The sequence below is a fragment of the Bordetella sputigena genome (assembly GCF_965137885.1).
Lineage (GTDB): Bacteria > Pseudomonadota > Gammaproteobacteria > Burkholderiales > Burkholderiaceae_B > Bordetella_C > Bordetella_C sputigena.
Genome location: NZ_CBCSCA010000007.1, coordinates 156,011 through 179,345 on the forward strand (window position 1 = coordinate 156,011; position 23,335 = coordinate 179,345).

The 23,335-nt window shown below is 66.0% G+C and carries 21 protein-coding genes; 5 read left to right on the plus strand and 16 right to left on the minus strand.

Annotation, left to right across the window (positions count from 1 at the left end):
• Positions 1-175: 175 nt before the first annotated feature.
• On the minus strand, positions 176-952 hold the full coding sequence (locus ACNA0R_RS15410) for an SURF1 family protein (protein ID WP_415826901.1): 777 nt from the start codon (positions 950-952) through the stop codon (positions 176-178).
• Between the two features lie 36 nt (positions 953-988).
• Here ACNA0R_RS15410 and ACNA0R_RS15415 point away from each other — a divergent pair, with 36 nt between their 5' ends.
• Positions 989-1,189 carry a twin transmembrane helix small protein gene (locus tag ACNA0R_RS15415; protein ID WP_086062776.1) on the plus strand — a complete coding sequence of 67 codons (201 nt, stop codon included), beginning with the start codon at positions 989-991 and terminating at the stop codon, positions 1,187-1,189.
• 176 nt (positions 1,190-1,365) lie between these two features.
• On the opposite strand, the gene ACNA0R_RS15420 is transcribed toward ACNA0R_RS15415, so the two are convergent.
• The 5 genes from ACNA0R_RS15420 to coxB all read right to left on the minus strand — a co-directional run bounded on the left by ACNA0R_RS15420 (position 1,366) and on the right by coxB (position 5,545).
• Positions 1,366-2,241, minus strand: a complete 876-nt coding sequence (locus ACNA0R_RS15420) for a cytochrome c oxidase subunit 3 (protein WP_415826902.1) — start codon at positions 2,239-2,241, stop codon at positions 1,366-1,368.
• 41 nt (positions 2,242-2,282) lie between these two features.
• Complete coding sequence (locus tag ACNA0R_RS15425; protein ID WP_415826903.1) at positions 2,283-2,501, minus strand: DUF2970 domain-containing protein; 219 nt, start codon at positions 2,499-2,501, stop codon at positions 2,283-2,285.
• Positions 2,502-2,511: 10 nt separating this feature from the next.
• A complete protein-coding gene (locus ACNA0R_RS15430) occupies positions 2,512-2,634 on the minus strand; it encodes a cytochrome oxidase small assembly protein (protein ID WP_218831584.1) in 123 nt (40 codons plus the stop codon).
• Positions 2,635-2,665: 31 nt separating this feature from the next.
• Entirely contained in the window at positions 2,666-4,279 is a 1,614-nt protein-coding gene (gene ctaD, locus ACNA0R_RS15435) for a cytochrome c oxidase subunit I (RefSeq protein WP_415826904.1), read from the minus strand.
• A 105-nt stretch (positions 4,280-4,384) separates the two neighbouring features.
• Complete coding sequence (gene coxB, locus ACNA0R_RS15440; protein ID WP_415826905.1) at positions 4,385-5,545, minus strand: cytochrome c oxidase subunit II; 1,161 nt, start codon at positions 5,543-5,545, stop codon at positions 4,385-4,387.
• A gap of 348 nt (positions 5,546-5,893) precedes the next feature.
• On the opposite strand from coxB, the gene ACNA0R_RS15445 reads away from it, so the two are divergent.
• Entirely contained in the window at positions 5,894-6,709 is an 816-nt protein-coding gene (locus tag ACNA0R_RS15445; protein ID WP_415827054.1) for an NUDIX hydrolase, read from the plus strand.
• A gap of 2 nt (positions 6,710-6,711) precedes the next feature.
• Here ACNA0R_RS15445 and ACNA0R_RS15450 read toward each other — a convergent pair whose 3' ends face one another.
• The 5 genes from ACNA0R_RS15450 to ACNA0R_RS15470 form a co-directional block, all read right to left on the minus strand.
• Complete coding sequence (locus ACNA0R_RS15450; protein ID WP_415826906.1) at positions 6,712-7,818, minus strand: hypothetical protein; 1,107 nt, start codon at positions 7,816-7,818, stop codon at positions 6,712-6,714.
• Between the two features lie 313 nt (positions 7,819-8,131).
• Entirely contained in the window at positions 8,132-9,916 is a 1,785-nt protein-coding gene (locus ACNA0R_RS15455) for an IlvD/Edd family dehydratase (RefSeq protein WP_415826907.1), read from the minus strand.
• Between the two features lie 65 nt (positions 9,917-9,981).
• Positions 9,982-11,001, minus strand: coding sequence for a TRAP transporter substrate-binding protein (locus tag ACNA0R_RS15460; protein WP_415826908.1), 1,020 nt, complete (start codon positions 10,999-11,001; stop codon positions 9,982-9,984).
• Between the two features lie 58 nt (positions 11,002-11,059).
• A complete protein-coding gene (locus ACNA0R_RS15465; RefSeq protein WP_415826909.1) occupies positions 11,060-12,343 on the minus strand; it encodes a TRAP transporter large permease in 1,284 nt (427 codons plus the stop codon).
• A 109-nt stretch (positions 12,344-12,452) separates the two neighbouring features.
• Positions 12,453-12,995, minus strand: coding sequence for a TRAP transporter small permease (locus tag ACNA0R_RS15470; protein ID WP_415826910.1), 543 nt, complete (start codon positions 12,993-12,995; stop codon positions 12,453-12,455).
• Between the two features lie 151 nt (positions 12,996-13,146).
• On the opposite strand from ACNA0R_RS15470, the gene gntR reads away from it, so the two are divergent.
• A complete protein-coding gene (gene gntR / locus ACNA0R_RS15475) occupies positions 13,147-14,172 on the plus strand; it encodes an HTH-type transcriptional regulator GntR (protein ID WP_415826911.1) in 1,026 nt (341 codons plus the stop codon).
• 25 nt (positions 14,173-14,197) lie between these two features.
• On the opposite strand, the gene ACNA0R_RS15480 is transcribed toward gntR, so the two are convergent.
• Positions 14,198-16,708, minus strand: a complete 2,511-nt coding sequence (locus ACNA0R_RS15480; RefSeq protein WP_415826912.1) for a cation:proton antiporter — start codon at positions 16,706-16,708, stop codon at positions 14,198-14,200.
• Between the two features lie 317 nt (positions 16,709-17,025).
• Between ACNA0R_RS15480 and ACNA0R_RS15485 the strand changes: the two genes are divergently transcribed.
• Positions 17,026-17,874 carry a phosphodiesterase gene (locus ACNA0R_RS15485; protein WP_415827055.1) on the plus strand — a complete coding sequence of 283 codons (849 nt, stop codon included), beginning with the start codon at positions 17,026-17,028 and terminating at the stop codon, positions 17,872-17,874.
• Between the two features lie 369 nt (positions 17,875-18,243).
• Here ACNA0R_RS15485 and rpoH read toward each other — a convergent pair whose 3' ends face one another.
• From rpoH to ACNA0R_RS15505, 4 genes are all read right to left on the minus strand, one after another.
• Positions 18,244-19,131: an RNA polymerase sigma factor RpoH gene (rpoH, locus tag ACNA0R_RS15490; protein ID WP_415826913.1), complete on the minus strand. Its 888-nt coding sequence runs from the start codon at positions 19,129-19,131 to the stop codon at positions 18,244-18,246.
• 161 nt (positions 19,132-19,292) lie between these two features.
• On the minus strand, positions 19,293-19,982 hold the full coding sequence (locus tag ACNA0R_RS15495; protein WP_415826914.1) for a hypothetical protein: 690 nt from the start codon (positions 19,980-19,982) through the stop codon (positions 19,293-19,295).
• 178 nt (positions 19,983-20,160) lie between these two features.
• Positions 20,161-21,024, minus strand: coding sequence for an S-formylglutathione hydrolase (fghA, locus tag ACNA0R_RS15500; protein WP_415826915.1), 864 nt, complete (start codon positions 21,022-21,024; stop codon positions 20,161-20,163).
• The gene (locus ACNA0R_RS15505) at positions 21,024-22,130 is read right to left on the minus strand and encodes an S-(hydroxymethyl)glutathione dehydrogenase/class III alcohol dehydrogenase (protein WP_415826916.1); all 1,107 of its coding nucleotides are present in this window, start codon (positions 22,128-22,130) and stop codon (positions 21,024-21,026) included. Before ACNA0R_RS15505 ends, fghA begins: the two co-directional genes overlap by 1 nt.
• A 189-nt stretch (positions 22,131-22,319) precedes the next feature.
• Between ACNA0R_RS15505 and ACNA0R_RS15510 the strand changes: the two genes are divergently transcribed.
• Complete coding sequence (locus tag ACNA0R_RS15510; RefSeq protein ID WP_415826917.1) at positions 22,320-23,045, plus strand: hypothetical protein; 726 nt, start codon at positions 22,320-22,322, stop codon at positions 23,043-23,045.
• Positions 23,046-23,335 lie beyond the last annotated feature (290 nt).

The following is a 23,335-nucleotide window of genomic DNA, read 5'->3' on the forward strand; positions in this document are numbered from 1 at the left end:
TCATGGCGGGTGTGGGCAAAATCGTGCGTTCCAGCGATAGTAGTTGCAGAAAGGCGATGATCGGCGGTCATCGGCCATGCGGTGGGGATGGCCGGCGGATCCTCGCCGCGCGATCGCGCCGGATAGCGACGCGACGGCATCACCGCGACGAGCTCGGCGACGCGCGCCGCGACGATCAGGGCCCGCGGCCGCGGCGCATGGCGCGCGCCGACCGCGCGGCGCGGACCGCCACCACCACGAAGGCGATGCCGGCAATGCTCGCGAAACCAAACCATTGCATGGCATAGCCAATATTCTGATTGAAGTCCACCGAGGGCTGCGGCCATTCGCGCACCAGGCCGTCGCCCGAGGGCGCCAGCTGCTCGACGACGGTGGGCAGCAGGTTCAGGCCGGTGGCCCTGGCATAGGCGTCCAGATCCAGGTTCTGCACCGTGGGCAGCGCGGGCGCGGGCCACGTGGACGGCAAGGCGTCGCTGGGGGCGCCGCCCGGATTCCACAACTCGAACAGGCGCGGCACCCGCTGCACCAGTTCGCCGCTGATGGTCCGGATGCCGTCAGGCAAGGGCGGCGGCACCGCCGCCGGCTCGCCGGGCAGCGCGCGCGGCAGCCATCCGCGCAGCACCAGCACCGCGGTATTGGCGCCTTCATCCAGCATCAGCGGCGTGGCGACCCAGTAGCCAGGCCGGCCATCCTGGTTGCGGTTGTCCAGCAGGACCGTCATGGCGGCGCGCCAATGCCCCTGCGCCGACACCGGCCGCCATGGCCGCATGTCGTCGGAAGGCGTGGCCGGCGTCAAGAGCAGCGGGGGCTGGCGGCGGCCGTTCTCGATGGCCGCGAGGATGGCGCGCCGTTCGTCGGCACGGCGCAACTGCCAGCGTCCCAGCGACGCCAGCAGCAGCGCCATGATGCCCAGCAGCACCAGGGCAATCAAAGTGCGATGCGCGCGAGCCATGTCTGCAATAATTCTGGTTTACACCCGGAGACCGCCATGCGCGTCCTAGTTGTCCTGGCCTTCGTCGGCATTCTGGCCAGCCTGGGCTCGGCCCTGGTTTACCTGATGAGGGATAAGGGAACCACCAACAGGACGGTCAACGCCCTGACGGTGCGCATCGGGCTGTCAGTCGCCCTGTTCCTGTTCGTGCTGATCGCCCATCACTTCGGCTGGATCGAAAGCACCGGGATTAGATAAGGACGCAAGCCGCGGGTTCCCTGGCGGCTCGTGCAGGACTCGGAAGACTGCCTGGGCGTGTCCTGTTCGACCAGCGGCCAGCGGTGCGCCGGCATGGCCACCGGTGGTCGACCGTGGCGGCCGTGGCGACCGCGATCGATCCGCGGGCGGCCCCGGCCGGGGCCGCCCGCGCGGACTCAGAACCAGTAGACGAACAGATACAGGCCCAGCCAGACGACGTCGACGAAGTGCCAGTACCAGGCCGCGCCTTCAAAACCGAAATGGTGGCTGGGCGTGAAATGGCCGCGCATCAGGCGAATCAGGATCACCGTCAACATGGTCGCGCCCATGATGACGTGGAAGCCGTGAAAGCCCGTCAACATGAAGAACAGCGAACCGTAGGCGCCGGAACTGAACTTCAGGTTCAGTTCGGTATACGCGTGGTGGTACTCGGCGGCCTGGCAGGCCACGAAGATGGCGCCCAGTATCACCGTCGCCGCCAGCCAGAAAATGGCCTTGCCGCGATGGTCGGCCCGCAGCGCGTGGTGCGAGATGGTCAGCGTGACGCCGGAACTCAGCAGCAGCGCGGTGTTGATGGTGGGCAGCCAGAACGGGCCGACAGTGGCGAAATGCTCGACCACGCCGGCCGGGCCGAAGTTGGGCCACACGGCGGAAAAATCCGGCCACAGCAGCAGCTTGTGGTCCAGGTCGCCCAGCCACGGCGTCGTGATGGTGCGCACGTACCACAAGGCGCCGAAGAAGCCGCCGAAGAACATGACCTCGGAGAAAATGAACCAGCTCATGCCCCAGCGGTAGGACACGTCCACCCGCTTGCTGTTCATGCCGCGCTCGGATTCGCCGATCGCGTCCCCGAACCAGCGGAACAGCACGGCGATCAGGCACAGCAGGCCCAGCAGCACCAGCCACTTGCCCACCCAGACATCATTCACCCAGCAGGCCGCGCCCGCTGCGATGATCAGCAGCGAAATCGCGCTGCGCACCGGGTGGCCCGAGTCGGCGGGCACATAGTAGTAGGGCGCCTCTTTCGCTTGAACCGAGTGTCCTGCACTCATGGTCTTCTCCCTGGTACTGATACGTCGAATAGTTTGTTTAGTCAGCCATGGCTGGCCACGACCCAGCGCACGATGGAAACCAGGACGGCCACGAAGATCACGCCGGCCAGCACGCCGGCGATGACCAGATGCACGGGGTTCAGCCGCGCGTCTTCCTGATAGCCGGCGCCCTTGCGGATGCCCAGCATGCCCCAGGCCACCGCTTTCAGCGTCTGCAGAAAGCTGGACCTGCGCCGCGGGGTATCCGGGGTGTCTGCCATGGTTGCGTCCTTATGCCACGCCGCCGGGGAACAGATGGCTGCCCTTGAAAATGGCCCAGGCGAAAATCGCCACGACGAAGACCAGCAGCACCAGTCCGGCGATGCGGTTGCGGCGGCGTTGTTCGGGCGTCATGGCGGGTCCTGTCTGCTTGGGCCGGTAGCGCTTATTTCACTTCAGGCGGCGTTTCGAAGGTATGGAAGGGCGCCGGCGAAGGCACCGTCCACTCCAGCCCTTCGGCGCCCTCCCACGGCTTGGCCGCCGCCGGTTCGCCCTTGCCCATATAGCAGCGGATCATGGCGTACAGGAAGATCAGCTGCGACAGGCCGAACCAGAACGCGCCGATGGTGGCGATCTGATGGAAGGTGGTGAACTGGGCGGCGTAGTCCGCGTAGCGGCGCGGCATGCCGGCCAGCCCCAGGAAATGCATGGGGAAGAAGGTCACGTTGAAGGAAATCAGCGACGACCAGAAGTGCAGCTTGCCCAGCTTTTCGCTGTACATGCGGCCGCTCCACTTCGGCACCCAGTAGTACGCGCCCGCGAACAGGCCGAACAGCGAGCCCGCCACCAGCACGTAATGGAAGTGCGCCACCACGTAGTAGGTGTCATGCACCTGGATGTCGATCGGCGCCACCGACAGGATCAGGCCGGTGAAGCCGCCCATGGTGAACACGAAGATGAAGCCGATGGCGAACAGCATGGGCGTTTCGAAGGTCATCGACCCGCGCCACATCGTGGCCACCCAGTTGAACACCTTCACCCCGGTGGGGATGGAAATCAGCATGGTCGCGTACATGAAGTACAGCTGCCCCGTCACCGGCATCCCGGTGGTGAACATGTGGTGTGCCCACACGATGAAGGACAGCACCGCGATGGCCGCCGTGGCGTACACCATGGAGGCATAGCCGAACAGCGGCTTGCGGGCGAAGGCCGGCACGACGGCGGACACGATGCCGAACGCGGGCAGGATCATGATGTAGACCTCGGGATGCCCGAAGAACCAGAACACGTGCTGGTACAGCACCGGGTCGCCGCCGGCGGCCGCGTTGAAGAAGTCCGTGCCGAAATGGCGGTCCGTCAGCACCATGGTGATGGCGGCGGCGAGCACCGGCATCACGGCGATCAGCAGGAAGGCGGTGATCAGCCAGGTCCAGCAGAACAGCGGCATTTTCATCAGCGTCATGCCGGGCGCCCGCATGTTCAGGATGGTCACGATCACGTTGATCGCGCCCATGATGGACGATGCGCCCATGATGTGCATGGCGAAAATGGCCAGGTCCATGCCCGGGCCCATCTGCAGCGACAGCGGCGCGTACAGCGTCCAGCCGGCGGCGGTGGCGCCGCCCGGCACGAAGAACGACGCCGTCAGCAGGATCGCCGCCATCGGCAGGATCCAGAAGCTGAAGTTGTTCATCCGCGCGAAAGCCATGTCCGACGCGCCGATCTGCATCGGGATCATCCAGTTCGCGAAGCCGACGAAGGCCGGCATGATGGCGCCGAACACCATCACCAGGCCGTGCATGGTGGTGAACTGGTTGAACAGTTCCGGACGGAAGAACTGCAGGCCCGGCTCGAACAGCTCCGTGCGCAGCAGCAAGGCCAGCGTGCCGCCTTCCAGCAACATCAGGAACGAGAAGATGAGATACATCGTCCCGATATCCTTGTGGTTGGTGGCGAACAGCCAGCGCCGCCAGCCCGTGGGGATGGCGTGATGGTGGTCATCGTGACCGTGGCCGTGCCCGTGGCCCGGCTCGACGTGGTCTACAGTGACGCTGCTCATAGTCTCAACTCCTTCCTGCATGTTGCCGGGCCGATCCACGGCCAGGCTGAGGTATTCGGTATCTGACGAACGCAAGAAGTCCGGGCGTGGCCCGGACACGGCGTGTTAGTGCGGCGACGACTTGACGGTGGACGGCTGGACGGTCGGATCCTGGCCCTTGCCCGCATTGCTCCAGGCATGGCGGGTATAGGTGATGACCGCGGCGACTTCCACGTCGTTGAGCTGGTTCATGAAGGCCGGCATCGGCGTGCCGGGACGGCCGTGCAGCACGGTCTTGATCTGCTCCGCCTGCGGGCCCAGCACGATCTTATCGCCGTCCAGGGCCGGGAAGGAGCCCGGTACGCCCTTGCCGGTGGCCTGGTGACAGACTACGCAATTGGCGCCGTAGACCTTTTCGCCCCGGGCGACCAGTTCGGCTTCGGTCCATTGCTTATTGGGATCGTCGGCGGCCGAGGCCAGTTTCTTCTTTTGCTCGTCCGCCCACTTGGCGTAGTCTTCCTTGGACTTGACTTCCACCACGATGGGCATGAAGGCGTGGTCCTTGCCGCACAGTTCCGCGCATTGGCCGCGATAGGTGCCGACCTTTTCGGCGCGGAACCAGGTGTCGCGCAGGAAGCCCGGGATGGCGTCCTGCTTGATGCCGAAATCCGGCACCATCCAGGAGTGGATGACGTCGCCGGCGGTCAGCACGACGCGCACCTTCTGGTCCACGGGCACGACCAGCGGGTTGTCGACTTCCATCAGGTAGAACTCGCCCTTGGGTTCCTTGCCGTCGATCTGCGCGCGCGGCGTGGACAAGGTAGACAGGAACTTGACGCCGGTGGCGGGACCGTCGATGTATTCGTAGCCCCACTTCCACTGGTAGCCCGTGACCTTGACGGTCAGGTCGGGGCTGGACGTGTCCTTCATGGCGACCACCGCTTTGGTGGCTGGCAAGGCCATGGCGATAACGATGAAGAAAGGGATGACAGTCCAGGCAACTTCCACGCCGACGTGCTCGTGGAAGGTGGCCGGCTGATGCCCGCGCGATTTGCGGTGCGCCCAGATCGAATAGAACATCACGCCAAAGACGCCGATGAAGATCACCAGACAGATGCTGAGCATCATCCAGTGCAGCCACATCACGTCATGGGCGATCTGCGTAACGCCTTCGTGCAGGTTCAGCTGGTCGACCTTGGGGCCGCCCGGCATGTCCTTGACCTGAGCACAGGCAATGCCGCTTGCCAGCAATGCGCACGCGCCCAGTATCCCTCTCCACTTCTTCATGCTGACCCTCTATCATGACGCGTCAGGGCCGTGCCGATGTGGCAGGGTGCTGCCGGTACCTACACGGAAACGCGCGATTGTTGGACGGCAGATTACGAGACGGGCATAAAACCACTGCCAACGCACATCGGTTCTGCTCGAATCACAAAGAAACCGCCGGATTATAGCGGAGGCCGCCTCCCCTGGTATCGACCGGCCCGGCGGAACATCGCGATGCCGCTTTCCGGCAGGCCGCGCGGCGCCGACGCAAGCGCCCTGCCCATGGCCGGACGGCCACCCTGAAAACGACCGCGGCCACCAACCAGGCAAGGAATAAGCCCCTAAAATCCCGCCATGCAGCAAAGTCCTCTGCCATCGCCCCATCCGCCCCTGCTCGACGACCTGTATGCCGCGCTGCGCGCGCGCGCCCAGGAGCTGATCCCGCCCTCATCGCGCGCCTTGTACGTCGCCGGCCGGCGCTGCGGCCACGCCACCCTGGCGGCATGCGATGCCTTGCGCGGGCTTGCCGGGGTCAGGGTTGACACCAATACCTTGCAGCTGGGCGACGGCATGGCGGACGGGCCGGAACTGGACGCGCTGCTGGCCGCCGTCGCGCAAGCCTTGCGTAAAGCTGACTGCCTGCGCGGCTGGCGCGACGAATTGCTGGATGTATACGATGCCGATGGCCGCCGGCTCGGCGCTATCGAGCGCGCGGCCGTGCGGCCGCTGGGCATCCTGACGCGGGCCGTGCATCTGAACGCCTGGACGCCGGACGGCCGGCTCTGGGTGGCGCGCCGCGCCCTGAACAAGGCCACCGACCCCGGCATGTGGGACACCCTGGTGGGCGGCCTGGTGGCGAGCGGCGAATCGCTGGACGTCGCGCTGATCCGCGAATGCCATGAAGAAGCCGGCCTGGCACCGCGCGACGTGCGCGGCCGCGAGCCGCTACGCACCGTCCTGCGCATGCACAGGCGGCTGCCGGAAGGGTATCAAGTGGAAGATCTGCTGGTCAGCCGCTGCGTCCTGGACGCCGGCGTAAGGCCGGCGAACCGCGACGGCGAAGTCATGGAGTTCGCGACAGTGACGCCGGAGCAGGCGCATGCCATGGCGGCCAACGGCGAATTCACGCTCGAAGCGGCACTCGTGGTGGTCAACGATATCGCCGCGCGCGGCGCGGCCCGTTAAGGTCAGGCCAGTTGTTCCGGCATGCGCGGCCCCAGCCGCGGTGGGGGTAGAACCAGTACATCCGCGGGCCCATGCACCCAGTCATCGGGCACCGGGGTGACGGCGGAGGACGCCGCCTCGTCCCGCCAGAATTCCATGTGGTCGCGTATCCATCTTGCGGAGCAGGTCTGTGGATCACGCAGGCCGATCGAAAAAACGCGCCCCAGCGTCCTGGCGTGGTCCAACACCCTGACATGCCCTTGCGTGAAAAGAATGCCGCAGTGCCGGTCTTCCAGCTTTTCGCCGATCGATTGCATGGCCTCGCGATGCGTCTTGCCGTCCAGGGACAGCAATATCGCGCCCGGGCCCAGCAGACGCGCGCATTCCTGTGCCTGAAAGGCCGGCGATCCCCGAGGGCCGTCCATATCCTGGGGCGCGTTCAATAACGCGTTGCGCATACAGGCCGTCGATGAGCCCTCCATCTGCACCATGCGCAGGCAGACGGCGAGCGGATCTTCCTTGGCCCGGCGGCCGATCAGCCATTTTCCGTCCTCGATCTCGTACACGCCGCGATCCGGCACGATGGAGGCGTGGGCGCCCGGATCCTTGTCCAGGCGGGCGCTGTCCATCCTGAAGGACACTTCATCATCGCCGGGCGTGATCACATATTCACCATATGCGATGATCTGGGCGACCCTGCGTGAAGGATCCGGCACGGGGCCTTCAACCCGCTCCGGCAGGGGCACCATGCCCACGCCCCGGACTCGCACCTTGCGGCATTGGCCGCTCATCGGCAGCCGCGTCAACGCGTTATCCGCCCCTGCCAGGAACATGTCCGTGGCGTTCCAGGCCACAGCGGCCTCGTGCAATTGCCGCATGTCGTCGTCCGCGCCCGCAAAGGCGATATGGCAAGGCAACAGCACCGGGCGGAAGAGGCGGGAATAGTCGCTGTCGCGCACCCTTTCCGCCTGCACGGCATGCACGAACGTCCGGCATCCGGGGAAATCATCATCGAGCAGCGGGTCGTCCACGTTGACTTCGTGCTCATGCCCGGCGGCGGTTGCCGGCGTGTCATACCAGATGGCCGAAGGTTCGAGTTGCGGGATTTTGATATTGCTGAGACTGAACATGGAAATACGCCTGGCAAGGTTCTCGTATAAGCGCCCCGCGCGCGCAGCGGCGGAACGCTGATGACGGTGGCCGCGCCTGCGCGCGCGTTCCATCGCCAGGCCAGGCCGACAGCCCTTGGAAGCCGAATCGGATCGGAGGAAGGAGCAATATGTCGTCGCCCCCATGCAGCCGGCCGGCATCGCGGTCACGCTCGCCGAAGCCGCCTCGTCGAGCCAGCAGGTCCGTCATCACCGCCATGGCCTGGCCCTGCGTCATGCCGGCCAGCGGGGATGCGTTCGGATCCCAGGGGCATTCGGCGCCAGACGCAGGGACTCAGTGCGAATGGCGAGGATCGCCGCGCTGCTCCACCACCTTCAGGTACAGGGTTGCCGGTTCCAGGCACATGCCGGTGGACAGCTGACCGGTCATTCCGCGGAAGATTTCCTGCCAGGGCGTCTGCGGCGGCGGGATCTGGAAAGCGGGCGCTTCGCTGCGGCGCGCCTCGAGTTCGGCGGCATCGACTTGCAGCGTGACGGTGCGGGCGGTCAGATCGACGCGGATGCGATCGCCCGTGCGCAGCAGCGCCAGGCCGCCGCCGGCCGCGGCCTCGGGCGACATGTTCAGGATGGAGGGGCTTGCCGACGTACCGCTCTGGCGGCCGTCGCCCATGCAGGGCAGCGATTCGATGCCTTGCTGGATCAGCCGGGCCGGCGGGGCCATGTTCACGACCTCCGCGCCGCCGGGATAGCCGATCGGGCCGGCGCCGCGTATGACCAGCATGCAATGTTCGTCGATCCGTAGCTCGGGATCGTCGATGCGCGCGTGATAGTCCTCCGGACCGTCGAACACGACGGCTCGCGTCTCGAAGGCATTCTCGTCGCCGGGCTTGGATAGATAGGCCTTGCGGAAGTCTTCGCCGACCACCGACATTTTCATGATGGCGCTGTCGAAGAAATTGCCCGACAGCACGATGAAACCCGCGCGCTGCTTGAGCGGCGTGTCGCAGGTACGAATGACGTCGCGATCGGTGGTGGCGGCGTTGCCGGCGATCTGCGCCACCGTCCTGCCGGATACGGTCAGGCAATCGCCATGCAGCCGTCCCGCCGCCAGCAACTCGTGCTGCACGGCCGGCACGCCGCCCGCGCGGTGGAAGTTTTCGCCCAGGTATTCGCCGGCGGGTACGCAATTGACCAATAGCGGCACGTCTTCGCCCAGGCGCTGCCAATCTTCCAGCGACAGCTCCACGCCCATGTGCCGCGCGATGGCGATCAGGTGGGGCGGGCAGTTGCTCGAGGCCCCCAGGGCGGATGCCACGACGATCGCGTTCTCGAAAGCCTGCCGGGTCAGGATGCGCGAAGGCCGCAGGTCCTCGCGCACCATCTCGACGATGCGCAGGCCGGTGGCATAGGCCATCTGGCCGCGCTCGCGATACGGCGCGGGAATGCTGGCGCAGGTCGGCAACGACATGCCCAGCGCTTCGGCCAGCGAGTTCATGGACAGCGCCGTGCCCATCGTATTGCAATGGCCCACCGACGGCGACGATGCCGTCGCCAGCGTCATGAAGCCTTCGTAGTCGATCTTGCCGGCGGCCATCAGATTGCGCGCGTGCCAGATCACCGTGCCCGAACCCACGCGCTTGCCTTCGTGCCAGCCGTCCAGCATGGGACCGCCGGACAGCACGATGGCGGGAATATCGACCGTGGCGGCGGCCATCAGGCAGGCCGGCGTGGTCTTGTCGCAACCGGTGGTCAGGACGACCCCGTCCAGCGGATAACCGTGCAGGATCTCCACCAGGCCCAGATAGGCCAGGTTGCGGTCCAGGGCCGCCGTCGGACGGCGGCCCTGTTCGGCCAGCGGATGCACGGGAAACTCCATGGGTATCCCGCCGGCATCGCGGATCGCCGCCTTGGTACGCTGCGACAGCTCCAGATGGTGCCGGTTGCACGGCGCCAGGTCATTGCCGGTCTGCGCAATGCCGATGATGGGCCGGCCGGACTGCAGCTCGGCGCGCGTCAAGCCATAGTTCAGGTAGCGCTCGACATAGATCGCCGTCATGTCGGCGTGGGTGGGATCGTCGAACCATTTCTGGCTGCGTAAACGGCGGGGAGCTTCTGACATGGTGTTTCTCGCGGCGGTATTGCGTGCGGCCGGGTCCGGACCGGATCCCGGCCAGCTTGCGTGCTTCAGCCCTTGCGGACCTTGTTGATCTCATCCTGCAGCTGCTTGACCAGGTCCGGACCCAGGTCCTGCGTGTACTTGTCGACCACCGGCTGGGCCTTCTCGCGCAGGCGCTGCAGTTCTTCCGGGGACACGGTGTTGATCTTCATGCCGGAGTCTTTCAACACGGTCATCGCCTTGTTGGAATCCGCACGGCTGTCCTTGCGTTCGAAATCGCGCGACGACGCGGCGGCCTGGCGGATCAGCTTCTGCTCGTCCGGCGACAGCGTGTCCCACCATTTCTTCGACGCCATCACCACCCAGGGCGTATAGACGTGACGCGTCATGCTCAGATAGGGCTGCACTTCGTAGAACTTGCTGCTCTGAATCGTGGTGACGGGATTCTCCTGGCCATCCACCGTGCGCGTTTCCAGCGCGGTGAACAATTCGGAGAACGGCATGGGCACCGCATTGGCGCCCAGCGCGCCGAAGACGCCCAGCGCGATCTGGTTCTGCATCACGCGCAGCTTGATGCCCTGCATGTCCTCCGCCTTGGCGATGGGATGCTTGGAATTCGTCACGTTGCGGAAACCGTTTTCCCAATACACCAGGCCGACCAGCCCCTTGGCGTCCAGCATTTTCAGGAGTTTTTCGCCGAAGGGGCCGTCCAGCACCGCATCCGCTTCTTTTTCGTCATTGAACAGGAAAGGCAGGTCGTACACGCCGAATTCCTTGACCATGGTGGCCAGCGGCGCGGTGGACCCCACCATCATTTCCTGCGCGCCGCCCACCAGGGCGGCCTGCATCTGTTCGTCCGAACCGAGGTTGGCCGAACCGTAGGTCCGCATCTTCAGCTTGCCGCCGCTGATCTTGCCCAGTTCTTCGGCCAGATAGCGCGCCGCTCGGCCCTGCACGCTCTCTTCGTTCAGGCCGTAGCCGAAACGGATGATGCGCGTCTTCACATCCTGCGCCTGGGCCACGCCCGCGGCGCCGCACAGGGATACGGCGGCCAAGGCGATGGCCAGTTTCTTCATGGTGGTGAACATGGTTGTCTCCCGAGGGTGGTCACTTCCTGGTTCAGGGCCTGTCGACGTTGGCGGGCCTCTAATGAATCCACTTCGCTGGCACGGTGATCAATTCCGGAAAGATCACCATCAACAGTAGTAGCAGGGTATAGGCGACGACGTAGCGCCACGCGCCGCGGATAATGGTTTCCATGCGGATGCGGGCGACACCGGCCACGACGTTCAGCACGGTGCCGACCGGCGGCGTCAGCAACCCCACGCAGCCGACCATGACGAACATCACACCGAAATACACCGGGTCGATGCCGGCCTTGGTGACGACCGGCATCAGCACCGGCGCCAGGATCAGGATGGTCGGCGTCAGGTCCATCGCGGTGCCGACCAGCGTCAGCACGATCAGCATCGCGAACATCAGCCATTTGGGATGGTCGAGCAAGGGCTCCAGCAGGGCCACCAGGTCCTGCGGCATATCGGCCAACGTGATCATGTAGGAAGACACCATGGCGGCGGCGACCAGGAACATGACGATGGCGGTGGTGCTGGCGGCGCGGACGAAGATAGGGCCGAGATCCTTGAAGCGCAGTTCGCGATACACGAACAGGCTGATCAGCAGCGCGTAGACGGCCGCCACCACGGCGGCCTCGGTGGGCGTGAAGATGCCGCCGCGCAGGCCGCCGATGATGATCACGGGCAGGAACAGCGCCCACAAGGATTCACGCAGCGCACGCATGCGCGCGCCCCAGGGCTGGCGCGGCGTGGGCAGCACATGGCCGCCGCTGCGCCGCGCGGTCCAGGACCATACCGCCACCAGCGTCAGCGCCATCAGCAGGCCGGGCGCGATGCCGGCGAAGAACAGCTTCGTGATCGACACATTGGTCGCCACGCCGTAGATGATGAAGGAGATCGACGGCGGGATGATCGGCGCGATGATGCCGCCCGCCGAGATCAGGCCGGCGGCATCGCCCGCCTCGTAGCCCTTTTCCCGCAGCATGGGGATCAGCAGCGATCCCAGCGCCGCCGCGTCCGCCACCGCCGACCCGGACAAGGCCGCCAGCAGCACGCTGGCGAAGATGGCCACGTAGCCCAGCCCGCCGCGTATATGGCCGACGAACATGGCGGCCAGGTTGACGATGCGGCGCGAGATCCCGCCTTCGTTCATCAGCTCGCCGGCCAGCATGAACAGCGGCACGGCCATCAGCGTGAAGCTGTTGGCGCCGCCGAGCATGTTCTGCGCCAGGATCTGCGGGTCGACGAAGTCCAGCTGGAACATCATCGGCACGGCGCTGATCATCAGCGCGAACGCGATCGGCATGCCCAGCGCGAGCAGGCCCAGCAGCACGATCAGGAATACGGAAAGAATCATGGCGTCGGACGAAGAGGAATGGCCAGGACCGCGATACGGGTGGCGCGTGGCCGCGCCGCCGGCCACGCCGGTCCCGGGCGTTGCGGAACGGAAGACATGGCCCGGCGTGTCAGCTGAGCGGATCGACGGCGCTGGCGTCCAGGGCCGGTTCGGCGCCGCCCAGCGTCAACACGATGTCGGCCAGCGTCAGCAGGGCCATGGCGACCGCCGCGTACAGGCAGGCCAGGTTGAAGATGCCGGCCGGCAGCCCGGTAACAGGCAACAGGGTCGCCATGCCGATCAGCGTCTGGTCCCAGCTTCCCTTGATCAACATGCACAGCACACCCAGCACCAGCAGTTGACAGAACAGGTGCGTGACGCGGCGCGCGCCCCGCCCGAAGCGCTCCACCAGCATGGTCACGCCCATATGGGTGTGGCTGCGCATCGCCAGGACCGAGCCGATGAAGATGAGCCAGACGAAGGCCAGGCGCGACAATTCATCGGACACGTTGATGCCGGAGTTGAACAGGTAGCGCAGCGCGACGTTGCCGAACAGCAGGACGACCATGACGACCAGGCACGCCGCCATGAGCGCGGTCTGGATGCGGAATACGAGGTCCAGGGCACGGCCAAGCGGATTGCGCCCGCTCCCGGCCGAAGGAAAGGTTGGCATCGTTGTCTCCAGATTTTTTGCGTTGCATTCGATGCGGCCGTGAATGTTAGCGCTATCATGCACGGGCTGCCAACCCCTTCCCATGCCTGTCCGGGTTTGTACCAAGGCCGCCTTTGGGTCAGACTACGGTTTTTTTGCGACAGCCCCAGCCATGACGGTCCGCAAGTCTCGCAGTTCGCGCCAGCAAGGCGTCACCATGGCGGACGTCGCACGGGCCACCGGCGTCAGCGCCATCACGGTATCGCGCGCGCTGCGTACGCCGGACAAAGTGCAGCCGGCGCTGCGGGCCAGAATCCAGGAAGCCTGCGACCGGCTGGGCTACGTCCGGAACCATGCCGCCAGCGCGCTGGCGTCCGCGCGTTCGCGCACGGTGGTCGTCCTGATCCCGTCATTGAGCAACGTCGTGTTCGTCGACATCCTGGTGGGCATCAAGGAAGTCCTGGACGCCCACGCGCACCACATGCATATCGGCCTGACCGGCTATTCCGCGGAGGCGGAAGAAGCGCTGCTGCGTACGTATCTGCAGCACTCCCCGGATGGCCTGATCCTGACAGGCGTCGATCATCGACCCGGCGTGTGGAAGCTGCTGGAGTCCTTGAAGATCCCGACCGTCCATACGATAGAAACGCTGGAAGGCGAGCGCGGGCTCAGCGTGGGGTTTTCGCAGTTCGATTCCGGTTATGCCGCGGGCCATCATCTGGTGGAACGCGGCTACCGCCATATCGGCATCATCGGGGCGCAGCTGGATCCGCGTTCGCTGCGCCGCTGCGAAGGTTGCCGGCAGGCGTTGCGCGACGCGGGCCTGCATGATCCCGCGCTGGAGATCATGACGCCCAGCAAGTCGTCACTGGGACTGGGCGCCGAGCTGCTGGAAGCCATGCTGCGCGAACACCCGGAATGCGACGGAATATTTTTCTGCAACGACGACCTGGCTCAGGGGGCGGTGTTTCAATGCGGCCGCCTGGGCATCGATGTACCCGGCCGGATGGGGCTGATCGGCTTCCACGACCTGACAGGCACTGCCTGGACCACACCGCCGCTTTCCACGATCGCCACGCCGCGCTACGAAATCGGCCGATCGGCCGCCACCCTCCTGATGAATGCGCTGGAAGGGCGGCCCAATCCGCAACGCCACCTGGACCTGGGATTCCGCCTGGTGCGGCGGGAAACCACCTAGCCCGGGGGGCTTGCCGCCGGCAGGCTCAAGTGGCGGTCGGCGGAGGCGCCGCGGAGAACTGCTTCCACACTTCGATCGCCCGCAGGCGCTGCCTGGCCACTTTCTCGATGCGCTCGCGCAGATCGGCGTCATGCGCCAGCAAGGCGCGGAAGTCCCGGGCCGACATCATCAATAGTTTGCTGTAGCCCAGCGAAGTCACGTCAGGCACCAGCGCCTGTTCGCCCAACAGCGCCAGCTCGCCGAAGAACTCCCCGCTGCCGAGTTCGACCGTGGTGTTGTCCGGCAGATGCACCGCCACGGCGCCCGACGCGACGAAGCACATCTCCTCGCCGGCCCGGTCCTTCAACACATGCTGGTCCGGCAGCGCCAGCCGCGGCCGCAATAGCCGCGAGATCGCCCGCAACGAATCCGCGCTCAGGTTCTCGAACAGCGGCACCCGCTTGATCAGTTCCGCCGCGCTCAATTCGATATCCAGCGGCGGATGCTTGTCGATGTGCGCCCAGCGATGTTCCAGCTGGCGTGTCAGGTCGGCATAGACTTCGCCGCTGATCAGGAACTGATCCAGCATGTCGCGATAGCGCATGCGTTCCAGCTGCCTGGCCACCCGGCCCAGATAGCTTTCCTGCAGCCACAAGGCATACGAAGGGTATTGCAGGTTGAGCGCCTGCAGCGCGTTCTCGATCGCATCCAGGCGGCGCTGATGCGCCACCACGATGCGCTGGGTGGCTTCCTCGCCCAGCATGACCTTCAACTGCTGGCCGGCGAACAGGATCACCCGCTGCGCCACCGAGCGCTTGCACATCAGGGCGGCGAAGCGCTGCGCCAGCTCGCGCGCCAGCCAGCGCTGGAAGCCGAACAGGTAATGCAGGCGCAGCGCCGCGCGGAACGAGCGGGAATAGCGCACGTCGGCCGCGATGGCGTTCTCGAAACCACTGACGCCGCCCGCGCGCACGGCGTCCTCCAGGCGCTCGGCGCGCGCGAGCAGGGACTCGGCCAGGCGCCAATCGACGATCTGCGCCTTGAGAATGTCGAAGAACATTTCCTCTTCGCGCCGCGCCAGCGTCGCCAGACCGATGTCCACGCGTTCGGCCACGCTCATGTGGCGCACCTCGGCATCGCGCAACTGCTCCAGTGTGCGCTCGAACACCGCGTGGATGCGTTCGCGCACCTCCGGCCCGATGTGTTCCGTGGCGGCGACCTCGTCGGTTTTCTCCTGCAGATCGCCCAGCGCCACCGCCAATGCCTGATCGCGTAGCGTCGCCTCGTGCCGCGACAGCTCGTTCAGGCGCAGCATGCGGATCAGCGGCCGCAGGCTGATGCCGTTGATGAACAAGGTCATCAGCACGAAGCCGGTGGTGGCCACCGCGACGAACTGGCGTGCGTCGTAGGGCACGTCGCTGCGCTCGGTCACCGCCAGCGCCAACGCCAGCGATACGGCGCCGCGCAAGCCGCCCCACAGCATCACCGTCTTATAGGCGCGGTTCACCCGCGTGCCGAAGCGGGTCAGCCGCAGCAGGGGCAACAGGCCGAACACGGCCACCGCCCGGGCGGCCAGGGCCGCGACGAACAGAACCAGGATCAGGGCGACATCCATCAGCGTGGCATCGGCCATGAGCCGCGGGATCAGCATGGCGGCGAACAGGAAGATGAGCGAATTGGCCCAGAAGCCGAATTGCTCCCACGCACTGGTCAGGTGTTCGAAGGTGGTCGGCGCCATGCGGGTGCGGCCGGCGGATCCGACCACCAGGCCGGCGATCACGGTGGCGACCACGCCCGACACGTGCAGATAGTGGTCGCAGACATAGAAAGTCAGATAGGCCAGCGTCAGCGTCAGGGTGATTTCGGCCGTCGGAAAGCCGCGCAGCACGCCAAACAGCATGCAAGCCCCGCGTCCCATGGCATAGCCGGCCAGGCCACCGCCCAGGAAGCTGATAACGAAGTCAACCAACACGCGGCCCGCCGACATCTCGCTATGCCCCGCCAGCACCCCCACCAGCACGGAGTACAAGGCGATCGACGCGGCATCGTTGAACAGGCTTTCCCCTTCCACCAGGGTGGTCAGGCGCTTGGGCGCGCCGACCTCGCGAAAGATGCCGACGACCGCGGCCGGATCGGTGGTCGCGACGATGGCGCCCAGCAGCAGGCAGACCACCAGGCCATACGAAGACAGGCCGTTCAGCGTAATACCGACCACCACCGTAGACAGGAAGACCGCGACGATGGCCATCATCAGGATGGGCCCGATGTCGTCCATCAGGCGCCTGACGTTCATCGACAGCGCCGTTTCGAAAAGGAGGACGGGCAGGAAAACGGTAAGGAAAGTTTCCGAGGAAATCTCGAACTTTTCCAGGGAATCCAGCATGCCGGCCAGCACCGGCGGCGCCCAGCCATGGATATGAATCACGATGCCGAGCAGACAGCCGACGATGGCGAGCAGCACCGAGTAGGGCAGCTTCAGCCGTCCAGCCAGCGGTGGCATGAAGCAGACCAGCGTGAGCAGGGCGGCCAGGCCGAAAACCAGCAAACCTACATCCATCTAATTTTTTTCCCCTGGGCTAGTGCGCATTCACCGGGAAGGATAGCTGGTTTTCAGGAGGCGCACGTTTCGTTACGGCCCGCACGATTTGGTGGATGCCCGGCGCCGCGTAATTTCGCTAACGTGGCAAGGTTCGCATCATCGCGGCTGGCATCCGCCGACGACGCGCGCCGCAGGCCGGCGCCATGGATGCGCATTCATCGGAGCCGCCGTTGCATACCATCCCCAAGCTTTCCATCCCGTCGCCGGCGGGCGCCGAAAACGCCGGAACCCCCGGAAACCCCGCACACACGGCACACGCCGACGGCGCGCCCGTCCTGGTGGTGCAGTTGACCGACCCGCATCTTTACGCCGCGCCCGCGGTCATGCTGGGCGTGAACACGGATGCCAGCCTGCGGGCGGTCGTGGCGGCCATCCGTCGCGACCACGGCGACGCCGATCTGCTGCTGGCCACCGGCGACCTGTCCCAGGATGGCAGCGAAATGTCCTACCATCGCTTCGCCGACGCGGTGGCCCCGCTCGGCATGCCCGTGCGCTGCCTGCCGGGCAACCACGACGCGCCGGCCGCGCTGCAACGGGCACTGGGCGTCTGGACGGAGCCGGTCAACGATCTCGGCCCGTGGCGTATCGTCATGCTGGACTCGCATGCCGACGGTTCCAATGCCGGCCATCTGGAGCGGGATCAGTTCGAATTGCTCGACCATGCCCTGGGCACGGCGCGGGGCCGGCCGGCCCTGGTCGCGATGCATCACAACGCGGTACAGGTCAGCGCGGACTGGCGCGATCCCATGATGCTGGACAACGCCGCGGAGCTGTTCCGCCATCTGACGCGCTGGGGCAACGCGCGCATCCTGCTATGGGGCCACGTGCATCAGGATTTCGACCGCCGGCGCGGCAATGTGCGCATGCTGGCGACGCCATCCACCTGCTTCCAGTTCGCCATCCGCGACGGCCGGCACCGGCTGGACCCACAGCCACCGGGCTATCGCTGGCTCAAGCTGTATCCCGACGGTTCCATCGCCACCGGCGTACGCCGGCTGGACGCGGCGCTGTGGCGCGCGCTGCTGCAAGAATGGAACGAATCGGAGGACGTGCCGGCGCCCGTGGGGGATGAGGTCACCCCGGATACGGCGGATGCCTCGGCGGGGGTAGCCGGCAGCGCCTGATCCCCAGCCCCGCCCGGACGCCGGGCATAAAAAACGGGGCACCGCTTGGGGTGCCCCGCCAAACACCTGTCTCATAGGGGAGGGGAAAGAGGAGAAGCCGAGACAGGTGAGAAGACAACAGGCCCGGAGGGCTCCGGGCACGCGGTCTACATGGGGTTAGGCTGGGGAGCCATGAGAAAGTTTCGCCCGCATTGGGGAAATCCCGCGGCGAGATGCATCAATACGTAACATCCGCCAAGACCTTCCCGCTCCGTGTGGCCGGAAAGCGTCCGGCGCTTCCGGGCGCGGCCCCATGGGGAATGGAGGTGTCCCGCGCCCGCCCGGAGCCGGGCGCCGCGCCATGGCGCAGCGGCCGGCGCAACAGCCGGCTTACGCGGGCTGCAGGCTGCCGCGCATCTTTTTCAGCGCGGCGGCTTCGATCTGGCGAACGCGCTCGGCCGAAATGCCGTACTCCTGCGCCAGCTCGTGCAGGGTGGCGCCGCCATCGTCCTGCAGCCAACGGGCCTCGACGATGTGGCGAGAACGCGGATCCAGCGCCTCCAGCGCACCATGCAGGCCGGTGCTCTGCAATTCGTCATGCGCCTTGCGTTCAAGTACGCGCGTCGGCTCCTGGCGGCCCTCGTCGGACAGATAGGCGATGGGCGCATAGGCATCATCGTCGTCGTCCTGGGCTTCCAGCGCCATGTCGCGGCCGGAAAGGCGTACTTCCATTTCGCTGACGTCTTCCGGACGCACGTTCAGTTCGCGGGCGATTTCGTCGACCTGCTCCGAATCCAGCGTTTTGCCATCGGGACGCATGCTGCGCAGATTGAAGAACAGCTTGCGCTGCGCCTTGGTCGTGGCGACCTTTACCAGCCGCCAGTTGCGCACGATGTACTCATGGATTTCCGCTTTGATCCAGTGCACGGCGAACGAGACCAGCCGTACGCCGCGTTCGGGATCGAAACGCTTGACGGCCTTCATCAGTCCGACATTGCCTTCCTGGATCAGGTCGGCATGGGGCAGCCCGTACCCCAGGTACTGGCGCGCGATGGACACGACCAGGCGCAGGTGCGACAGCACCAGCTCGCGGGCGGCGTCCAGATCGCCCGAGTCGCGCAGACGGCGGCCCAGGGCGCTTTCCTGATCCGCCGTCAGAACCGGCAGGCGGTTCACCGCGGAGATATATGCGTCGATCGTCCCCAGCGCGCCTGGATTGGCGATGGCCAGCGTAAGGGCATTGGCGGGTACGGCCAACGAGGATCTCGGTTGTTTCATGGTGTTTTGCTCCAGGAAACGGCTAGTGGTAGAACGCATTGGGTGATGTTAGCACTCTGAAAAGGAGAGTGCTAATTCGACCTTCAACGGCCCGGGAAGTTCACTCATTCCATGCCCCGGAGGCAGTGCAAACGCACCTTGGCGGCAAGGCCCGCGGGCACTTACCAGCCGCGCTGCTTCAGCGCCTCGGCGGTGGCGGCGTTATCAGGACGGATGAACAACGCGCCCCTGGGGTCGACGAAAACCCGGTAGCGGGCGCCGTCGAACATCGGCATATAGGCTGCGCTGCCGTACTGCACGTCCACGAAGGGCAGCCAGCCCGGAAAACGCTGTTTCAGCCTGGCCAGGTCCGGCATGCCCACCGGGCCCAGCGCATAAACCGTGCGCGGCTCGGACTGATCCGCCGCGGGGTCGGCGTAACGGCCGGACAGGCGCTCCAGCCGGTACAGCGGCGGGACCCCCGCCAGCAGCGCCGGCAGGCGCCAGCGCACCATACGGGCATCGATCTGCCATTCGTCGCCGCGCAGCACGAAGTCCTCCGCGGCCTTGCCCGGCAATTCCGCCGTGGCGACGAACTGGCGCGGCGCTTGTTCGCGCAACACCAATAAGGCAACCGGCTCGTCGGAGGTCAGCCGCAGGAACTGGTACAGCGTGGCGGCCAGCATGCCCGACACGCAGGCCAGGGCGAGCAGCAGCAGGCCGAACAGCCGCCGTATCGGCCGCAGGCGGAACTGGCGACGGCCGCGCGCGTCGCGCGGCCCGCCTTTGCCCAGGAACAAGCCAAAGCCGAGCAGCAAAGCGGCAATGGTGGCCACGGCGATCCATACGGACGGGGCGACGCCTTCGATCAAAACGATCCTCGCGGAAACTCGGACACAGTTCCAGTATATAGAAGGCGTCAAGCCCTCTCGGAAGCCGCTGCCCCGCCGCCCGGACCCCGATCCGTGCCGGGGCAAGGCCCGCGCGGCCCCCTATCGCACGGCTGGGCCGCCCCGCGCGGGCGCGACCGCGGGACCAGCCGCGGCCGCGCTACTGCGCGGAGGCGGCCGCCAGCTGTTCGGCATGGAAGCGAATGTGGTCTTCCATGAAGCTCTGGATGAAGTAATAGCCGTGGTCGTAATGCTGATGCCTGCGCAGGGTCAGCGGCTGGGCAGCCTGGCCGCAAGCCGCTTCGAAGGCCTGCGGATACAGCTGCTGATCCAGGAAACGGTCGGCCAGCCCCTGGTCTATCAGGATGCCGGCGGGGTAGGGCGTCCGCAGCGACGTCATGAGCTCGGTGGCGTCATAGGCGGCCCACGCCGTCCTGTCCGGCCCCAGATAATGGGAGAAGGCCTTCTCGCCCCAAGGACAGCGGCTGGGCGCGGCGATGGGCGCGAAGGCCGACACCGAGCGGAACAGGCCAGGATGCCGCAAGGCCAACACCAAAGCCCCGTGGCCGCCCATGGAATGCCCGAAGATACCGATACGTCCGGCCGCGGCGCCCAACTGGCTGGCGGCCAGGCCGTAAAGTTCCTGGGTGATATAGCTTTCCATGCGATAGCGTTCGCGCCAGGGCGCCTGGGTGGCGTCCAGGTAGAAGCCCGCGCCGGTGCCCAGATCCCAGTCCTGGTCCTCGCCCGGCACGCCGGCCCCGCGGGGGCTGGTATCGGGCGCGATCAGCATCACGCCATGTCGCGCGGCCCAACGCTGGGCGCCCGCCTTGATCATGAAGGTTTCTTCGTTGCACTCCAGGCCCGCCAGGTAGAACAAGGCGGGCACCGGGCCGCGTTCCGCCTGCGGCGGTGCATAGACGGAAAACCGCATCGGCAGGCCGATGACGGCGGACGCATGCCGGTAGACGCGTTGCCAGCCGTCGAAACAACGCTGCTGCGCCAGGATTTCGAGCCCGGACATCAGTAGAGCACCACGGAGCGGATGGACTCGCCGCGCTTCATCAGGTCAAAGCCGTCATTGATCTTTTCCAGCGGCAGCGTATGGGTGATCAGGTCGTCGATATTGAGCTTGCCTTCCATATACCAGTCGACGATCTTCGGCACGTCGGTGCGGCCGCGGGCGCCGCCGAAGGCCGAGCCTTTCCATTCGCGACCGGTGACCAGCTGGAACGGCCGGGTGGCGATTTCCTCGCCGGCGGCCGCGACGCCGATGATGATGGATTTGCCCCAGCCCTTGTGGCAGCACTCCAGCGCCTGCCGCATCAGCTTGGGGTTGCCGACGCATTCGAAGGAATAGTCGGCGCCGCCGTCGGTCAGCTGGATCAGGTGGTCGACGACGTTGTCGACTTCCGAGGGGTTGACGAAGTGGGTCATGCCGAACTTGCGCGCCAGCGCTTCGCGGCGCGGGTTGATGTCGACGCCGATGATCTTGTCCGCGCCCACCATTTTCGCGCCCTGGATCACGTTGAGCCCGATGCCGCCCAGGCCGAAGACCACGACGTTGGCGCCAGCTTCCACCTTGGCCGTATAGACCACCGCGCCCACGCCGGTCGTGACGCCGCAGCCGATGTAGCAGACCTTGTCGAAGGGCGCGTCGTCGCGGATTTTGGCCAGCGCGATTTCCGGCACTACGATGTGGTTGGCGAAGGTCGACGTACCCATATAGTGATGGATGGGCTTGCCGCCGATCGAAAAGCGCGACGTGCCGTCCGGCATCAGGCCCTTGCCCTGGGTGGTGCGGATGGCCTGGCACAGATTGGTTTTACGGGACAGGCAGAACTTGCACTGCCGGCATTCCGGCGTGTACAGAGGGATCACGTGGTCACCGGCTTTCAGGCTGGTCACGCCGGGGCCGGTTTCCAGCACCACGCCCGCGCCCTCGTGCCCGAGTATGGCGGGGAACAGGCCCTCCGGATCGGCGCCGGAAAGGGTGTAGTAATCGGTATGGCAGATGCCCGTCGCCTTGATCTCGACCAGGACCTCGCCCGCCTTGGGGCCTTCCAGGTCGACGTCCTCGATGGTCAGGGGGGCGCCGGCTTTCCAGGCGATGGCGGCTTTGGTCTTCATGATTGCTCCAGGCTGTACGGTATCGATCCGGGAATGTTAACGCGCGGGCGGCCGCCGGGATGGGCGGCCATGATGTTACGGCGCGCTCTACCGGGGTAACCTTACTGTTGCACGGGGGCGTTTACGCGGTACCATTTATTTTCCTGCGCGGACGCCCCGTCCCCTGCATGTCTCGGTCCTGACATCCCTATGGCTCGCCTGCCCCGACTGTACGCCCCCGGACTGCCGCAACTCGTGCAGGCCAACTTCATCAATCCCCTGGCGGCGCCATCGCAACCCGCGCCGGCCGACACACTGAACCAGGTGGCGGCCTGGCTGGGGGAAACCGCGACCCGCAATCGCGTGGCGCTGCACGGCTGGGTACTGGCGACGGATCGCATCCTGCTGCTGGCGACTCCGGTCGATGGGGAAGGTCTGCCGCGGCTGATGCAGACGCTGGGACGCAATCTGGCCGCCCGCCTGCGCGGGGGCCGCGTGTTCGCCGGCCGCTATCGGTCGGCGCTGGTCGAGCCGGGCGCCTGGGTGCTGCCGGCCCTGGTCTGGCTTGAAACTTGCCCCGTGCGCAGCGGGGCGACCCATGATCCTGAGCTGTGGCCCTGGTCCTCCGCCGCCGGGCATACCGGCTCCGGCCAGCCGCAGGCGAGCTGGATGTCCGATCACGCCGATTACTGGTCATGCGGGAACACGCCCTTCGACCGGCAGGCCAACTACCGCAAGCGCCTGCAGGAGGGGCTGACGCGGGAACAGATCCAGCGTATCGACCAGGCCGTCCAGGGCCAATGGGCGCTGGGCGGCAGCGAGTTCATCGCCATGCTGGCCCATACCGCCAGCCGCCGGGTGACGCCGGGACAGCGCGGACGGCCGCGCAAGAAGCCGGTTCCGCCGCCCGCCGAAACGGAGTCCACCGGGTCCTGAAACAGGATCCGCGGCCCGCGCGCGCCGGGCCCGCGGCGCGAACCCAGCCTCAACAAACACCGATCGAGCCTCGACCGGTCCGCGATCACGTCCGTAATTAGATCCGGGATCCGGCCTAAAAAACCGAGCGCTCCGGCGAACCTCGTTACGCCTGATGTCCATCCCACGCACTCGATCTATGCGTCACCGATTAAATGAGGGCGTGGCGACGCCCCCATATTAATGGGGACAATCCCCTTTTGTTTTTCTTGCGAGGCAAACCGGCGCCCTGTATCGTCGCGGTTTGCGCC

Bases quoted from the DNA above. Each gene is read 5' to 3' on its own strand.
- gntR (WP_415826911.1), top strand. From the start codon at position 13,147: ATGACGGTCCGCAAGTCTCGCAGTTCGCGCCAGCAAGGCGTCACCATG.
- ACNA0R_RS15450 (WP_415826906.1), bottom strand. From the start codon at position 7,818: ATGTTCAGTCTCAGCAATATCAAAATCCCGCAACTCGAACCTTCGGCC.
- ACNA0R_RS15480 (WP_415826912.1), bottom strand. From the start codon at position 16,708: ATGGATGTAGGTTTGCTGGTTTTCGGCCTGGCCGCCCTGCTCACGCTG.
- ACNA0R_RS15410 (WP_415826901.1), bottom strand. From the start codon at position 952: ATGGCTCGCGCGCATCGCACTTTGATTGCCCTGGTGCTGCTGGGCATC.
- ACNA0R_RS15430 (WP_218831584.1), bottom strand. From the start codon at position 2,634: ATGACGCCCGAACAACGCCGCCGCAACCGCATCGCCGGACTGGTGCTG.
- coxB (WP_415826905.1), bottom strand. From the start codon at position 5,545: ATGAAGAAGTGGAGAGGGATACTGGGCGCGTGCGCATTGCTGGCAAGC.
- fghA (WP_415826915.1), bottom strand. From the start codon at position 21,024: ATGTCCGGGCTCGAAATCCTGGCGCAGCAGCGTTGTTTCGACGGCTGG.
- ACNA0R_RS15510 (WP_415826917.1), top strand. From the start codon at position 22,320: ATGGCTCGCCTGCCCCGACTGTACGCCCCCGGACTGCCGCAACTCGTG.
- ACNA0R_RS15415 (WP_086062776.1), top strand. From the start codon at position 989: ATGCGCGTCCTAGTTGTCCTGGCCTTCGTCGGCATTCTGGCCAGCCTG.
- ctaD (WP_415826904.1), bottom strand. From the start codon at position 4,279: ATGAGCAGCGTCACTGTAGACCACGTCGAGCCGGGCCACGGGCACGGC.
- ACNA0R_RS15425 (WP_415826903.1), bottom strand. From the start codon at position 2,501: ATGGCAGACACCCCGGATACCCCGCGGCGCAGGTCCAGCTTTCTGCAG.
- ACNA0R_RS15420 (WP_415826902.1), bottom strand. From the start codon at position 2,241: ATGAGTGCAGGACACTCGGTTCAAGCGAAAGAGGCGCCCTACTACTAT.
- rpoH (WP_415826913.1), bottom strand. From the start codon at position 19,131: ATGAAACAACCGAGATCCTCGTTGGCCGTACCCGCCAATGCCCTTACG.
- ACNA0R_RS15455 (WP_415826907.1), bottom strand. From the start codon at position 9,916: ATGTCAGAAGCTCCCCGCCGTTTACGCAGCCAGAAATGGTTCGACGAT.
- ACNA0R_RS15505 (WP_415826916.1), bottom strand. From the start codon at position 22,130: ATGAAGACCAAAGCCGCCATCGCCTGGAAAGCCGGCGCCCCCCTGACC.
- ACNA0R_RS15470 (WP_415826910.1), bottom strand. From the start codon at position 12,995: ATGCCAACCTTTCCTTCGGCCGGGAGCGGGCGCAATCCGCTTGGCCGT.
- ACNA0R_RS15465 (WP_415826909.1), bottom strand. From the start codon at position 12,343: ATGATTCTTTCCGTATTCCTGATCGTGCTGCTGGGCCTGCTCGCGCTG.
- ACNA0R_RS15460 (WP_415826908.1), bottom strand. From the start codon at position 11,001: ATGTTCACCACCATGAAGAAACTGGCCATCGCCTTGGCCGCCGTATCC.